Origin of the sequence: Pseudoalteromonas luteoviolacea (genome assembly GCF_018100925.1) — a bacterium.
Taxonomy (GTDB): domain Bacteria; phylum Pseudomonadota; class Gammaproteobacteria; order Enterobacterales; family Alteromonadaceae; genus Pseudoalteromonas; species Pseudoalteromonas obscura.
In genome coordinates, this window is sequence record NZ_JAGJEH010000008.1 from 172,022 (window position 1) to 188,104 (window position 16,083).

12 protein-coding genes are annotated in these 16,083 nt (G+C 40.1%); all 12 read left to right on the plus strand.

The features are described from left to right. The first annotated feature begins 49 nt into the window (after positions 1-49). The 12 genes from J8M00_RS18145 to rfbA all read left to right on the plus strand — a co-directional run bounded on the left by J8M00_RS18145 (position 50) and on the right by rfbA (position 16,082). Positions 50-1,216 carry a glycosyltransferase family 4 protein gene (locus J8M00_RS18145; protein ID WP_211011932.1) on the plus strand — a complete coding sequence of 389 codons (1,167 nt, stop codon included), beginning with the start codon at positions 50-52 and terminating at the stop codon, positions 1,214-1,216. A gap of 21 nt (positions 1,217-1,237) precedes the next feature. Further along, positions 1,238-1,951 (plus strand): WecB/TagA/CpsF family glycosyltransferase, encoded by a 714-nt coding sequence (locus tag J8M00_RS18150; protein WP_211011933.1) that lies wholly within the window; start codon positions 1,238-1,240, stop codon positions 1,949-1,951. A gap of 307 nt (positions 1,952-2,258) precedes the next feature. After that, positions 2,259-3,665, plus strand: coding sequence for a mannose-1-phosphate guanylyltransferase/mannose-6-phosphate isomerase (locus J8M00_RS18155; RefSeq protein ID WP_211011934.1), 1,407 nt, complete (start codon positions 2,259-2,261; stop codon positions 3,663-3,665). Beyond that, on the plus strand, positions 3,665-5,104 hold the full coding sequence (locus J8M00_RS18160; protein WP_211011935.1) for a phosphomannomutase: 1,440 nt from the start codon (positions 3,665-3,667) through the stop codon (positions 5,102-5,104). Before J8M00_RS18155 ends, J8M00_RS18160 begins: the two co-directional genes overlap by 1 nt. Before the next feature lie 677 nt (positions 5,105-5,781). Next, positions 5,782-6,948, plus strand: coding sequence for a nucleotide sugar dehydrogenase (locus J8M00_RS18165; protein ID WP_211011936.1), 1,167 nt, complete (start codon positions 5,782-5,784; stop codon positions 6,946-6,948). Between the two features lie 923 nt (positions 6,949-7,871). Continuing rightward, positions 7,872-8,996 (plus strand): polysaccharide export protein, encoded by a 1,125-nt coding sequence (locus J8M00_RS18170; RefSeq protein WP_211011937.1) that lies wholly within the window; start codon positions 7,872-7,874, stop codon positions 8,994-8,996. Between the two features lie 15 nt (positions 8,997-9,011). Then, the gene (locus J8M00_RS18175; RefSeq protein WP_211011938.1) at positions 9,012-9,446 is read left to right on the plus strand and encodes a low molecular weight protein-tyrosine-phosphatase; all 435 of its coding nucleotides are present in this window, start codon (positions 9,012-9,014) and stop codon (positions 9,444-9,446) included. 14 nt (positions 9,447-9,460) lie between these two features. Continuing rightward, entirely contained in the window at positions 9,461-11,698 is a 2,238-nt protein-coding gene (locus J8M00_RS18180) for a polysaccharide biosynthesis tyrosine autokinase (protein WP_211011939.1), read from the plus strand. 27 nt (positions 11,699-11,725) lie between these two features. Continuing rightward, the gene (gene tviB, locus J8M00_RS18185) at positions 11,726-13,006 is read left to right on the plus strand and encodes a Vi polysaccharide biosynthesis UDP-N-acetylglucosamine C-6 dehydrogenase TviB (protein ID WP_211011940.1); all 1,281 of its coding nucleotides are present in this window, start codon (positions 11,726-11,728) and stop codon (positions 13,004-13,006) included. 93 nt (positions 13,007-13,099) lie between these two features. After that, positions 13,100-14,137 (plus strand): NAD-dependent epimerase/dehydratase family protein, encoded by a 1,038-nt coding sequence (locus J8M00_RS18190; protein ID WP_211011941.1) that lies wholly within the window; start codon positions 13,100-13,102, stop codon positions 14,135-14,137. Further along, positions 14,134-15,216, plus strand: coding sequence for a dTDP-glucose 4,6-dehydratase (gene rfbB, locus J8M00_RS18195; protein ID WP_211011942.1), 1,083 nt, complete (start codon positions 14,134-14,136; stop codon positions 15,214-15,216). The genes J8M00_RS18190 and rfbB overlap by 4 nt, the downstream gene beginning before the upstream one ends. Next, positions 15,216-16,082 carry a glucose-1-phosphate thymidylyltransferase RfbA gene (rfbA, locus tag J8M00_RS18200; protein WP_211011943.1) on the plus strand — a complete coding sequence of 289 codons (867 nt, stop codon included), beginning with the start codon at positions 15,216-15,218 and terminating at the stop codon, positions 16,080-16,082. The genes rfbB and rfbA overlap by 1 nt, the downstream gene beginning before the upstream one ends. Position 16,083: the final 1 nt, after the last annotated feature.

A 16,083-nucleotide genomic window follows, 5' to 3' on the forward strand; every position in this document is an offset into this window, starting at 1 on the left:
CTACTGTAGATGTCAACATTGAAGGTAGCTACAAACCTATGGTTTCCTAATGAAAAAAATGCTGTTTATCAGTCCGCGAGAGCCAGTCAATGTAGCAGGCGGCGGGTTATATAAAACTAAAAGGCTGTTAGCTTATTTTTGCGAAAAGTTTCAGGTCAAAGAGTTCTATCTAACTGAATCGAACCCTGTTAGCCAAGAAAATATGTATCAAGTTAAAATCAATGATAAGAAGTATCAGCCTACGCTGGCAAACTTGATAGGCAGCTATATTGAGGGAGTCCCGCTATCCGTATATAGAAACACTCCTGAAGACTTTGATCGTGAGCGATTTAACGAGTTGGCTAGTTGGGCTGATATAATTTTTGTTGATCACTTCTTTATGTATCAATTTGTACCAGACTCTTTTGCTGGTAAAATTATATTTCATGAACATAATGCGGAATTTAATATTTGGGAAAGGCGTGCTTCAATCGAGGGAAGTATTCTCAAGTCTTTATTGCTAAAGCGCGAGGCAAAGCGCGTTTTTCAATATGAGAAAAAAAGTGCATTGGCATCTGATCTGGTATTCGCTGCGCCAAATGATATTGCTTGCTTGAGAAATGCTGGTTGTGATTCTGCGAGCTTTGCAACAACCTATCACCTAGGTGAAGACAGCCTACTGGATACGACACCAAATAATTTTAAAGACCTTGGGAATAACTTGGTATTCCTTGGTGGGTTAGACTGGGAGCCAAACTTTAATGGTGTGCTGTGGTTCTTAGAAAATTGCTGGGATACTCTGCGCAGTGAAACGAATGGTGAAGTTCAGCTGCACTTAATTGGTAAAATAAGTGAGCAGCAAAAAGCCCAGTTGTCAGAGTATGAGGGTGTAGTGTGTTTAGGCTTTGTTGATGACCTCAATGATGCGTTGTCTCAAGCGAAAGTATTCATATGCCCGTTGCAGTTTGGCAGTGGTATGAAGGTAAAAAATATTACCGCCTGTTATAAAGGCCTGCCTATCGTAACTACTACTATCGGCGCTGAAAGCATTGAGTTTGTCGATGGTGAGAATTGTTTGATCGCTGATCAGCCCAAAGAGTTTGTTAACGCGATTAGTTCATTGTTAGGCAGCAATGAATTATGCGCAGAGATCGGGGCGAATGCTAGGGCAATGTCAGAGAAAGAGTATTCTTGGGATGAAATGCTAAACAGCATGTATCTTGAGATAATTAAATAAAAGGTTTATAGAGTTAATTTCATGTCTTTAAAAGTTTTTGGAATCGATTTTAAAGGGTTGTCTAAAAAAGAAGTAATGAACGTCGACGACGAGTTGAAGTTCGTAACAACGGTGAATGCTGAATTCATCGTTGAGGCCAATAAAAATAAAGACTTTCTTAAAATCCTAAACAACAGTGTGGCAACGTTCGATGGGCAAATTCCCTATATAATTGCCAAACTAAAGTCAGGTAAAAAGTTTGACAAGATCAGTGGCTCAGACCTGATTTACGATGTCATAAAAAAATCTAAAGATCGTCAAGAGCATGTTTTCCTGCTTGGGGATAGAGAAGAAGTCAATCAGCGCGCTGTAGATAAAGCAATAAATGAATATGGCGCTCGCTGCTCGGGGTTTTCGCCTCCATATGAAGCCAATGGGTTTTCTGAGCAATCCAATAACGCTATGTTGGAAAGAATTTCTGATGCTAAACCAACCTACTTGTTTGTTGCATTTGGAGCCAAAAAACAAGAACAGTGGATTTATGATAACTTAGAAGCCTTGAAAAAAATTGGCGTAAAGTGGGTTGTCGGGTGTGGCGGCAGCATCTCATTTTTCTCAGGAGAAATTAAGAGGGCGCCTTTATGGGTTCAGAAAGCGGGCTTTGAAGGGGTATATAGATTAGTCCAAGAGCCTAAACTATTTCGCTTAGTTCGACTAATTAAGAGCCTGAGAGTTTTCTTTTACGTCTGGAAGTAATCTTTTTACGATTGGATATAAGGTGCCTCTGCTGATACTAAATAAGTTGGCGTTAACCTTAAAGGTTGATATAGCTTAAATTGGGCCTTAAGCCTGATTTTTGGCCTGTTTATAGGAAGGCATTTTCAGCCATTTGATGTGGTTCACCTTTGCGATTGCATACTACAAAGCAGTGTTTGCAAAGGTTCACAATATTATTGTTTATTTGGTGTTTAGTTACCAATAAATAGGCAAGTAGTTTTAAGGGTAAGTCTGCAATTTAGTTGTAAGGGTTGGCCCATATTATATTTAAGAAGTTAGGTGACATATGATTTTACCAATTATAATGGCGGGTGGTTCGGGTACACGCCTATGGCCTTTATCACGCGGCAATTATCCTAAGCAATTTTTAAAACTACATGGTGAAAACACCATGTTGCAAGAGACTATTTCTCGTTTGAATGGTCTTGAACACAGCCCAGTTATGTTGATCTGTAATGAAGAGCATCGCTTTATCGCTGCAGAGCAAGTGCGTCAACTTGATGTTAAACACAGTGGGATATTTTTAGAGCCAGTAGGACGTAATACTGCGCCTGCTATCGCGCTGGCTGCTTTCAAAGCTATTGAAAATAATGAAGACCCTTTGTTGTTGGTATTAGCTGCAGACCATGTGATCGAACATCAAGCTGCATTTTTAGAGAGTGTTGAGAAAGCTAAATCTTTGGCGTTGCAAGGTAAATTAGTGACTTTCGGGATTGTTGGAAACACGCCTGAAACTGGCTATGGTTATATCAAAAGAGGCGAAGCTATTGAAAATGGCTTTGTGGTAAATAGCTTTGTAGAAAAGCCAGATTTAAGCACCGCAAAACAATATATTGCAAGTGGTGATTATTACTGGAATAGCGGCATGTTCTTATTCAAAGCCAGTCGATATCTAGAAGAGTTAAAGGCATTTCGTCCTGATATATATTCAGCTTGTGAAAAAGCAGTTGAAGTTCAAAATAGCGATATGGACTTTGTCCGTGTTGATAAAGCGGCTTTTGAAGCTTGTCCAGATGAATCGATCGACTACGCTGTAATGGAGCATACTAAAGATGCTGTGGTTGTTCCTATGGATGCGGGCTGGAATGACGTTGGTGGATTTGCTGCACTGTGGGAAGTTTCCGAGAAAGATGAAAATGGCAACGCATTTATTGGTGATGTTAAGTCTGTAGATACAAAAAATACATTAGTGTTTGGAGAAGATAAGCTTGTTTCAACAGTAGGTGTTGAAGATCTCGTTATTGTTAACACTAAAGATGCAGTACTGGTCGCACATAAAAACGAGTCGCAAAAAGTAAAAGAAGTTGTTAATCAGCTTAAACGTGATCAGCGCTCTGAAGTCACATTTCATAGAGAAGTATATCGCCCTTGGGGTAAGTATGACTCAGTAGACAATGGCGAGCGTTTCCAAGTTAAAAGAATCACAGTCAAACCAGGCGCGAAGCTGTCAGTACAGATGCATCATCACCGTGCCGAGCATTGGATTGTTGTATCAGGTACTGCCAAAGTACACCTAGATGGTGAGGAAAGATTTGTTACTGAGAATGAGTCTGTCTATATTCCCATTACATCTATTCATGCACTGGAAAACCCTGGCAAAGTAGATTTAGAGCTAATTGAAGTGCAGTCTGGATCTTACCTTGGAGAGGACGACATTGTCCGTTTTGAAGACCGATACGGAAGAGTTAAATAATGACAAACGCAAGCCATTTAATTAAGCAAAGCGGAATTGCATTTGGAACTAGTGGTGCACGAGGGCTGGTTGAGCAATTTACACCAGCTGCGTGTTGTGCCTTCACGGTCGCATTTATCAAAGCATTAGAAGCAGACTTCTCATTTGGGAAGGTGGCTATTGCAATTGATAACCGACCAAGCAGTTCTGCTATGGCGAGATCTATTTCTGCAATGGTACAGGCATTAGGTTATGACGCTGAGTTTTTTGGCGTATTGCCCACGCCAGCTCTTGCGTTGTATTCGATGCAAAACCGTATTCCATGCATCATGGTTACAGGCAGTCACATTCCTTTCGATCGCAATGGTTTAAAGTTTTATCGACCAGATGGCGAAATCACTAAGGCTGATGAGCTTAAAATTATTAATAGCGATGCCGAGGTTGTTACGCCTGAGAATGAGCCTGAACTTGAGACTCTGAGCGCCGCAAAGGAATTGTATATTGAGAGATATACACAACACTTTCCGAATAAACCTTTTTCAGGTAAAAAGCTTGGCGTGTACGAACATTCAAGTGCTGGCCGTGATATCTATAAACAGATTTTTGAATCGCTAGGCGCACAGGTGATTTCACTAGGGCGGAGTGATCAGTTTGTCCCAATTGATACAGAAGCCGTTTCGGAAGAGGATAAGTCTAAAGCGCTTAATTGGTCTAAAGAATTGAAGTTAGACGCTATCTTTTCAACCGATGGCGATGGCGATAGACCTTTAATTGCTGATGAGTTAGGGCAGTGGTTACGCGGTGACATATTAGGCCTTGTGACTGCAAAGTATCTTGGTGCTAAGTTGTTGGCGACCCCTGTAAGTTGTAATAGTGCAATTGAATCCTCAGGTGCATTTAAACAAGTTGTGAGAACAAAGATTGGCTCTCCGTATGTTATTGAAGCATTTAGTGATCAAGAGGAAAGCTTAAAGCCATATGCTGGTTTCGAAGCAAATGGCGGTTTTCTTTTAGGCAGTGATTGTTATTATGCTGATGGCCTATATCATGCGTTGCCTACACGGGATGCGGTACTTCCTGCACTGGTTCTTTTCAATGAGGCGTGGTCAAAACAAAAAGCTATCAGCACAATTATTAGTGATCTTCCAAAGCGATTTACTGCCAGTGATCGAATAAAAGACATCCCGCGTGAAAGTAGTCTTTCTTTAATTGACAAATTAGCAAACTCTGAAGATGTGAGAAATGAGCTTAGACAGGCACTTGTCATTGAAGGTGTTTTGGAATTAACCAATGAAATAGATGGTTTTAGAATGTTTTTTACAAGCGGTGAAATCGTTCACTTTAGACCATCGGGCAATGCACCTGAGTTAAGGTGTTATGCTGAGGCAGATACGCAGAGTCGTGCAGAGGAACTAGTAGAACTTGCTTTGGCGTATATAAATCAAATCTCAAACATCTAAAGCAGAGCCATGGATAAGGTGAACTTGCTTGTTGTAGTTCACTTTATCTTTGCTTGAATTTGAGGGGCTTTAGCACCCATTTTCGGGCTTGGCACTGATGTGGTATGCTCGTAACCCCCTTTCAATTTGTACAGCTTGTCCAACATAACCTGCTTGGTCAATCGTTATCATGATGGTCAATATATTCAGCTCTATTCGTCAAGAGTCTAGTTTTAAAGGCGCTGTGTTGCAGAGTTACTAAGCTTCATCATTACAACATCAAACTATTCGTTTTGAATATATGCTAAGACCATACGGAATGATAATGTTCTGACCAACCATTTGTCACTCCATTGACTTGCTGCAACTGTTCGTGTAGCCATAACTCCTTTATTTTTTTAAGGACTTTAAGTGGCTATTTGGAATTGATGTGTACTCACAAGGAGTTGCTTTATTATCTCTATCCACGTTAATTATTCTTCACCAGATATCAATTGAGGTGAGGGCTATTTCGGTCTCACTTTATGAAACATGATATCTGTTTTCACATTAAAAAAGAGTATCAACCGCTCACGCGTTAACATTTTTGACACTTTCCCCATGCATTATGGAGCTCAATCCTTGATTTATTGATCAAGCCCATTGAAAGCGCAGGCGAATGTAATTTAATTAACCAGTTGGTTGGCAGGGAAGGTGAAATGAAGATAGCTGTGGCAGGTATAGGTTATGTTGGACTTTCGAACGCAGTGCTTTTGGCACAACACAATGACGTTATTGCCTATGATATTGACCCAAGTAAAGCACAGGCGGTCAACAACAAGGTTTCCCCAATTCTTGATCCAGAAATTAGCAATTATCTTGCGGAAGGTAAGCTACAGTTAACTGCTACGACTAACAAAGAGGCCGCTTTTTCCCAGGCGGAATTTGTTATTGTTGCGACTCCAACAAATTATGACCCTACGAGCAATTGTTTCAACACCGCTTCAGTTGAAAGTGTGGTTGAAGACATTATTGACATTAACCCGCGCGCGACCATCATTGTAAAATCAACGGTTCCGGTTGGGTATACAGCGAGTCTAAGAGCAAAATACCAATTTGAACGCATTATCTTTTCTCCTGAATTTCTGCGTGAAGGTAAAGCGCTTTATGACAACTTATATCCGTCGCGCATTATTGTTGGAAGTCAGTGTCAAAAAGCACACCACTTTGCAGAATTAATGAGTCTTGGCGCAAAGAAACGAGATGTTGAAATCCTATTTACTGGCTCAACAGAAGCTGAAGCTGTTAAGTTATTTTCGAATACCTATCTTGCTATGCGAATAGCCTATTTCAATGAACTTGATAGTTACTCAGAAGCACATAAGTTAAATACCCGACAAATAATACAGGGAGTGTGCTTGGACCCCCGAATTGGAGACCATTACAATAATCCGTCGTTTGGCTACGGAGGCTACTGTCTGCCTAAAGACACCAAGCAACTGGTTGCCAATTATCAAGATGTGCCTAGTAATATTATTGGCGCAATTGTAGATGCCAATCGAACCAGAAAAGATTTCATAGCTGAGTCTATTATGAGTAAGAAGCCAAATGTTGTTGGCATATATCGATTGGCAATGAAATCTGGATCTGACAACTTCAGAGCTTCGGCAATTCAAGGTGTCATGAAACGCATAAAAGCGAAAGGGATTGAGGTTATTGTATATGAGCCAATGTATCAGGGAGAACGCTATTTTAATTCTAAAGTGACTGACAATTTGGCGTTGTTGAAACATGAAGCCGATATAATTATTGCAAACCGCATGTCACCTGAACTCATGGACGTTAACGATAAAGTGTATACGCGAGACTTATTTGGTAAGGATTGATGCGAGATGCAGCCAGCGTGAGGTGGAAAGTCGATTTTAAAACTTACTACCAAGCATCTTGAGGTTTAAGTGACACATCATCAATGGCTCTATTAGAATATTCACGGCTTTGCTTTTGCTACTAATGCAGATTTAAGCTCTGAACTTATATGCCGCTGACCAATATTTTTGCATAGTCAGTAGAGCCTCGCCACTTGGCTTAAAACCCGCCTTAACGTAACTTTTTATTGGCTTGCTCAGCAAAAAAGGTCACTCCATGAATGACTTGGAATAAAGTGTGATTTGTCTTGTTGTCAGTTCACATGAGCACGTACTCCAGCTGGCTTGTCTGAGTTGTTAACATACAATTGTCAATGTGACGTTTTTTATTTTGTTCCCACAGTTTTATAATTGGCGGTCGAAAAATTATTCTGTATAATGCCTCGCGTTGAGAAGGTATGTCCAATCAGATACAAGGAGTAGTATGAAACCGAACCCAATTTTTATTCAGTTATATTCGTATATGGCGGTCATTGAGCCTAAATTATTAGGTTGAGATTAAGCATAGGTGGGATATAAGTCTTTAGTCTAGTTGATGTGTTAAATTTCGAAGATTGAATAATTGCATTTTTTACAATTTTCGAGTGCGATTTAAGCTTTTTGGTAACACGTTCTGGGAAGGTTAAAACTTCTCAAAAATGCATGAAAATCGGCACAAGATTAATACTTTAATATATGAATTTCTCTTACCTTGAAAAAAATCTACTCGAATAGCTATTGCAATAAATCTTTAGTAAAGCTCATGTAACATTAACGCAATGTAAACTTGCGATTGGAATCGGTGCATGCTTTAATTAGCCATCTCGTAAGTGTAGCTTAATGCTCTTAAGTGACTGAGAACTTAGTAACAAAGAATAAGTATTAAAAATATTTAGGAAGAAAAAATGGCCCTATGTTGTAAAAAAACCATTGCCACTTCTATCGCGTCAGCATGTGTATTGGTAATGAGTGGCTGCACCTTGATCCCCGGTGGGCATTTTGAAGGAATTACGTCAGGTGATAAAACAACAAGCTTGGAGCAAGAGCTTTCAAAAGTTAATATTCAGCTAATTGATTCTAATTTAATAAACCAACAGAAGCGTCTCCAAGATAAAGCGCAAAATACTCTTTCCCAAGGATTAGACTTGTCCAGCTATGAGTATCGTCTAGGAGTAGGGGACGTAATTACTGTTGGCGTTTGGGACCATCCCGAATTAACTATACCAGCAGCAGTTCAAAGAACGGCAGAGTTTGATGGTTTTAGGGTTCAAGCAGATGGGACTATTACTTATGCCTATGCGCCAAAAGTGCAAGCGGCAGGTAAAACCGTCGTTGAAATTAGAGAGCAATTGGTAAAGCGCCTAGGGCGAGTAATCGAAGACCCTCAAATCGATGTTAAAGTTGTCGGGTTTAAAAGCCAAAAGGCATATGTTACTGGTGAGGTGCGTAAGCCTGGCGTTTATCCAATAACTGAAACCCCCCTGACACTTATTGATGCGATCAGTCAAGCTGGTGGTTTGAGTGAGCGTGCTGACTGGAAAACGGTCACATTCACTCGCGGTGAGCATAAAGAGTCAATCAAGTTGGATGATTTTTATGCTAGCGGTGATATTTCGCAAAATAGGCTATTACAACATGGCGATGTAATACATGTGTCTCGTAACGACAAAAGAAATGTTTATGTTATGGGAGATGTGACTAAAGTTGGTACTGTAGAAGTGAAGCGCTATGGTCTAAGCTTAGCTGAAGCTTTGTCAGAGGTTGGCGGTATAAATGAACGCAGTGCGAACGCAAACGGTATCTTTGTATTAAGAAAGCGGAATTTTGAAACAGACGGTGTTATTGCCGATGTATATCAGCTTAGAGCAAATAATATTGCTGCACTAGTTTTTGCTGAGCAATTTGAGCTTGAACCTCAAGATATTGTTTATGTTACGAGTGCGCCAATTGCTAGATGGAATAAAGTTATAAGTCTACTTCTACCTTCACTCTCAACAGTTGATGCGTTACAAGATATAGATAATCAGTAGATAGGTATTTAAAGAATGTTTGATAGTATATTGGTTGTCTGCGCTGGAAATATTTGTAGAAGCCCTACCGCTGAGTATGTCTTAAAAAGCAAGTTAATTGACACAGATATCAAAGTGTCATCGGCAGGTTTGACAGCTCTTGAAGGCAAGCCTGCTGACGGCATGGCTAGCGAACTTGCCAATAAGCATGGTATCGATATGGCACCGCATCAAGGGCGTCAACTTAACTCTTCACTTGTCGCGCAGAACTCTCTGATTCTAGTGATGGAAAATAGGCATGTTCAAGATTTATGCAATCGTTACCCAGAGGCTCGAGGCAAAACGTTTTTGCTTGGTAAGTGGCTCGGTGATAAAGAGGTGCCAGATCCTTACCGACAAAGCCGAGAAGCTTTTGAACATGTTTTTGAGTTAATAGATAGCGCTTGTAGCGCTTGGCAGAAGTATTTATAAGGATGAAAGAGTCAATGAATGCTCAATCAAACCTAGTAAGTGGCTCGCAAAATAAGCAAACAGCCGAGCAAGCGCAAGAAATTGATTTAATGGCTCTATTTGGAGCACTATTAGACAGAAAGCTTTTCATTATTTGTGTAACAGCCATATTCATGTTAATTGGTGTCGCTGTTGCAGTATTTAGTACACCAATTTATCAAGCGACTGCAATGATACAGGTGGAAGAAAAAGGCGGATCTGTTCCTGGGTTTGATGAATTAGGAGGCATGTTTGAAAGTACTTCAGCTGCCGTGACTGAAATCGAGCTGCTTAAATCTCGCAGTATCATCGGTGAAGCAGTTGATAGCTTAAAACTAGATATAGTGGCTGTCCCTAAATTATTCCCGATGATTGGTGGTCGTTCTTTTCGTAAATTTACTCCGTTGAGTGAAGGGGACTTAGCTGAACCGAGCTTTGGTGCCGATAGTTACGCATGGGGTGGAGAACAAATTGAAGTATTTAAATTCGAGGTCCCTCAAAATGCAATTGGTGTTAACTTCACTCTAATTGCGCTAGAAAATAACCAGTTTAGTTTATTGAATGGCAATGGCGACAGTCTGCTATCAGGTAAAGTTGGTGAAGAAGTCTCAAATGGCGTTTTTAAACTAACGCTAAAAACTTTGAACGCGAGACCAGGCACTGAATTTTCATTGCTTAAGCGTGACCGTTTGAATACGATTTTGGATTTGCAAACTGCCATAGGTGCTGGGGAAAAAGGTAAAGACTCCGGTATCATTAATTTAAGCCTTCAAAGTACAGATGCTGAATACGCAAAAGTAGTACTCAATAAAGTTGCTGAAATATATGTCAGACAAAATGTTGAGCGTAACAGTGCTGAAGCTCAAAAATCGCTTGATTTTCTAGAATATCAATTGCCACTTGTTAAAAAGCAATTAGAGTATGCCGAGCAACTTTTCAATGATTATCAAGTTAAGCAACAATCTGTAGATATCACTTTAGAAACTGAAGGTGTATTAAGACAGTTAGTTAAACTTGAAACTCAGCTACAAGAACTTGAGCTGAAAAAACTAGAATTGGGTCGCAAATTTAAGCAAGGTCACCCTAGTTACCAAGCTGCGATTGAGCAGATCGACGCGGTTGAAAATCAGAAGCGTCGTTTGGCCGCAGAAGTGCAAGTATTACCTGAAACACAGCAAGAATTGTTGCGTTTGACTCGCGATGTAGAAGTAAATAATGAAATTTACACTTTGCTATTGGCGAAAACTCAAGAGTTAGATATTGTGCGAGCAGGTACCGTTGGTAATGTGCGTGTGATTGATCTCGCCGAGGTTAATATTTCAAAGCCGGTCAAACCTCAAAAAGCGTTGATAGCTATTATAGCTACCTTGCTTGGTGGTCTGATTGCCGTCGTAATTGTGATTATTCAAAAAGCGATTCATAGAGGGATCGAAGATCCAAGTGAAATTGAAGCTTTAGGACTTCCTGTGTACGCAAGTGTGCCTTACTCAGAATATCAAGTTAAGTTGACTGGTTTTGCAAGAGCAAGAAAAGGCAAAACAGCAAAAGCGAAGTCAATTCTTGCAATGGATAACCCAGCAGATCTATCAATTGAGGCATTACGTAGTTTAAGAACTAGTTTACATTTTGCGATGATGGAAGCAAAAAATAATGTCATTGCGATTTCAGGCCCAAGTCCAGGTGTTGGTAAATCATTTATTTCCGTTAACCTTGCAACAGTATTAGCTCAAAGTGATAAGAAAGTACTGATTATTGATGCCGATATGCGTAAAGGCTATTTGCAAACACAGTTCGGTATGCAATGGGATAACGGTTTAAGTGACTACCTATCGGGCAGAGCAGATCTTGAGACGGTGACTAAGCACAGTCAGGTTGAAGGTTTAGACGTTATGACTCGTGGTCAAATACCGCCAAATCCTTCAGAGCTATTGATGCACGAAAGCTTCTCAATATTGGTAGAAGAAGTAAGTGCAAAATACGATTTAGTTATCATAGATACGCCACCTATTCTAGCGGTTACAGACCCTGCAATAGTCAGTGCACATGCAGGTGCAACGCTTCTTGTCACACGATTTGGTCAAAACCATGTGAAAGAATTGGAGTTAACTCGCAATCGTTTTGAACAAAACGGTATTGATGTCAAGGGTGTTGTATTTAACGGCGTAGTCAAAAAAGCGAGTAACGCATATGGCTATTATGGCTACTACAACTATGAATACAAATCAGATAAATAATTTTAAGTTTTAGAAAAGAGAATGAGTATGCAAGAGTTATTAAAAGGGAAGAAAATAGCCATTATCGGTTTGGGCTATGTAGGTTTACCATTAGCGGTTGAATTTGGTAAACAATATCAGACTCTTGGCTTCGATATAAATCAAGGCCGGATTTCAGAATTGTTGAATGGTCACGATACAACTCTAGAAGTTAGTGACCAAGAGCTTCAACAGGCTCCGTTACTTAGCTACTCATACAATGTAGAAGACTTAAAAACTTGTAATGTTTATATTGTAACGGTCCCGACTCCAATTGATCAGCACAACCAGCCTGACTTAACACCATTGATAAAAGCAAGTGAGATGTTAGGTAAAGTGGTAAGTCAGGGTGATATCATTATCTATGAATCTACGGTATACCCTGGTGCGACTGAAGAAGACTGTATCCCAATTGTTGAGGCTGTTTCAGGTCTAGAGTTTAATAAAGACTTCTATGCTGGGTATTCACCTGAGCGTATCAACCCAGGTGATAAAGAGCATCGTGTAACAAATATTTTAAAGGTTACTTCAGGTTCTACACCTGAAATCGCCGATTTAGTTGATGGTTTATATAAATCAATTATCACCGCAGGTACACATAAAGCATCGAGCATTAAGGTTGCAGAAGCTGCAAAAGTGATTGAAAACACTCAGAGAGATGTCAATATTGCATTGATCAATGAGCTGTCTATTATTTTTAATCAGCTGAATATCGATACTTTAGAAGTTCTTGAAGCCGCTGGTACTAAATGGAACTTTTTACCATTCCGCCCAGGTCTTGTTGGTGGTCACTGTATCGGTGTTGACCCTTATTATCTAACACATAAAGCTCAAACTGTAGGTTACCACCCTGAAATGATTTTGGCTGGACGTCGCCTCAATGATGGTATGGGTCAGTATGTTGTTTCTCAACTTGTCAAGAAAATGCTCCATAGACGCATTCACATTAAGGGTGCGAATGTGTTAGTTATGGGATTCACTTTTAAAGAAAACTGCCCAGATTTAAGAAATACTCGAGTAATTGATATCGTTGAAGAGTTAAAAGAATACAGCGTCAATGTGGATGTTGTAGATCCTTGGTGTTCAAGCGATGAAGCCAAACATGAGTACGGTATTGAATTAGCGTCAGAAGCGAAACAAGGGCACTATGATGCAATTTTGTTGGCCGTTGGTCACAATGAATTCAAAGAGCTTGGTGCTGAGGAAATTCGCAAGTTAGGCAAACCTGAGCATGTACTTTATGACCTTAAATACGTTTTAGATAAAAACTCAGTAGACATGCGTCTGTAGTCGAACTTAGGTTTGAAGCAACCGCGTTTGATTTTTTACGGTGGTAATAAAAGCTTCAGCTGAAAGCTTTATCTTAAATAAAAAAGGACACTCATGACTCGTTTTGACGAAATTAAAAAAGAATTAAAGAACACGCCTAAAACTTGGTTAGTAACTGGTGTTGCAGGGTTTATTGGTTCCAACTTGTTAGAAACACTTCTAAAGTTGGACCAGAAAGTGGTTGGTTTAGATAACTTTGCCACAGGTCATCAACATAATCTTGATGAAGTGAAAGGGTTAGTAAACGAAGAACAGTGGAGTAACTTTCAATTTATTGAAGGTGATATTCGCGATTACAAAACATGCGAAGACGCAGTGAACGGTGTTGAATATGTGCTTCATCAGGCTGCACTTGGTTCTGTTCCTCGCTCTATTGCTGACCCCATTACGACAAACTCAGCAAACATTACTGGCTTTTTAAATATGTTGCAGGCTGCGAAAGAAGCAAAAGTAAAAAGCTTTACGTATGCTGCGAGTAGCTCAACTTATGGAGATCACCCTGCTTTACCTAAAGTAGAGGAAAATATCGGAAACCCACTATCTCCATATGCTGTCACTAAGTATGTCAATGAACTGTATGCGGGTGTATTTGCAAAGACTTATGGATTCAAAACGATAGGATTACGTTATTTTAATGTATTCGGTAAACGTCAGGATCCTAACGGTGCATATGCAGCGGTTATTCCTAAATGGACAGCGGCTATGATTCAAGGTGAAGATGTTTTTATCAACGGAGATGGTGAGACTAGCCGAGATTTCTGCTTCATTGAAAATACAGTCCAGATGAATATTCTTGCGGCGACCGCTCCGGATGAAGCCAAAGATAAAGTGTATAATGTGGCCGTAGGTGACAGAACAACATTGAATCAACTTTATGGTGCAATTCAAGAAGCTTTGAAGGAATGTGATGTAATCGTTACAGCACAGCCGAACTATAGAGACTTTAGAGCCGGTGATGTTCGTCATTCACAAGCTGATGTGAGTAAAGCGCGAGATTACTTAGGCTATTCACCAGAGTACCGAATTTTAGAAGGTATAAGCAAAGCGATGCCTTGGTATAAAGCATTTCTAAGTGATACAAGTAGCATATGAAAATTTTAGTCACAGGTGGAGCCGGTTTTATCGGCTCTGCAGTTGTTAGATATATTATAAATAATACAAATTACTCGGTAGTTAACTTAGATAAGCTGACTTATGCAGGTAACCTTGAGTCCCTAACCAGTGTTGCTGAAAGTGAACGATATGCTTTTGAGCAGGTTGATATTTGTGACGCTGTCGCTGTCAATCGTGTATTAGAAGAGCACCAACCTACCGTAATTATGCATCTTGCAGCTGAAAGTCACGTAGATAGGTCAATTGATGGCCCTGGTGAGTTTATGCAAACCAATATTATTGGAACATATACTTTACTAGAGCAGGCTCGTCTATATTGGTCAAAGCTTGGTGAAGATGTTAAATCTCATTTTAGATTCCATCATATTTCGACTGATGAAGTCTATGGTGATTTACCTCACCCAGATGAGCATGACGGCGATTTACCACTGTTCCATGAACAGACACCATATGCACCAAGCTCGCCTTACTCTGCTAGTAAAGCGAGTTCAGATCATCTAGTACGTGCTTGGGCGAGAACATATGGCTTACCAGCAATAATAACCAATTGTTCAAATAACTATGGTCCGTATCACTTCCCAGAGAAGTTAATTCCATTAGTAATCTTGAATGCGTTAGCTGGCAAACCCTTACCTATATATGGCAAAGGTAATCAAATCCGAGATTGGTTATATGTAGAGGATCACGCTGAAGCACTTGTAACGGTTGCGACACAAGGGGTGGCCGGAGAAACTTACAATATTGGCGGATATAACGAAAAGCAAAATATTGAGGTTGTACAGACCATTTGCGCCATTCTAGACGAGATAAAACCAAAAGAGACTATGTATCGTGACCAGATAACCTTTGTGGAGGATAGACCAGGCCATGATATGCGTTACGCAATTGATGCCAATAAAATTAAAAAAGAGCTTGGTTGGGAGCCAAAGGAAACATTTGAATCAGGCTTAAGAAAAACAATTCTTTGGTATTTAGAGAATGAGCAGTGGTGGAAAAATGTTTTGTCAGGTGACTATAAACTTGAAAGGCTAGGTAAAGCCGAACAGGAGAATAAATAGTGAAAGGAATCATTCTAGCTGGGGGCTCAGGTACGCGTCTTTATCCAATAACTCGCGGAGTATCCAAGCAACTTTTGCCTGTATATGATAAGCCAATGATCTATTACCCGCTATCTGTATTGATGTTAGCTGGTATCCGAGAAGTATTGATTATAACGACGCCTGAAGACAAAAGCAGTTTTCAAAGGTTACTTGGCGACGGTTCAGACTTTGGAATAGAGCTATCATACGCAACCCAGCCTAGCCCTGACGGTTTAGCGCAAGCTTTCATCATTGGTGAAGACTTTATTGGAAGTGACTCAGTGTGCCTTGTTCTAGGTGATAATATTTTTTATGGTCAGGGTTTTTCCCCGAAATTACAAAGTGCTGCAGCTTTAACTAAAGGTGCCACTGTATTTGGCTATAAAGTAAAAGATCCTGACAGATTCGGTGTCGTTGAGTTTGACAGCGATATGCGCGCAATTTCAATTGAAGAAAAGCCCGAAAATCCAAAATCACGTTATGCAGTTACGGGTTTATATTTTTACGATAATGATGTCGTTAAAATTGCAAAATCAATAAAGCCATCTCACCGAGGCGAGCTTGAAATCACAAGTATTAATCAGGCTTACTTAGAGAGAGGTGATTTGACAGTCGACATTCTAGGTCGAGGGTATGCGTGGTTGGATACTGGCACACATGGTAGCTTGCTTGAAGCGGCACACTTTGTTGAAACGATAGAAAAGCGCCAAGGGTATAAAGTTGCCTGTCTAGAAGAGATTGCTTTTAGAAATGGCTGGTTGAGCAAAGAGCAAATCATCAAGGCCGGTGATTCTTTATCGAAGAATGGTTATGGCCGATATTTATTAGAACTAGTGGAAGAGTGAT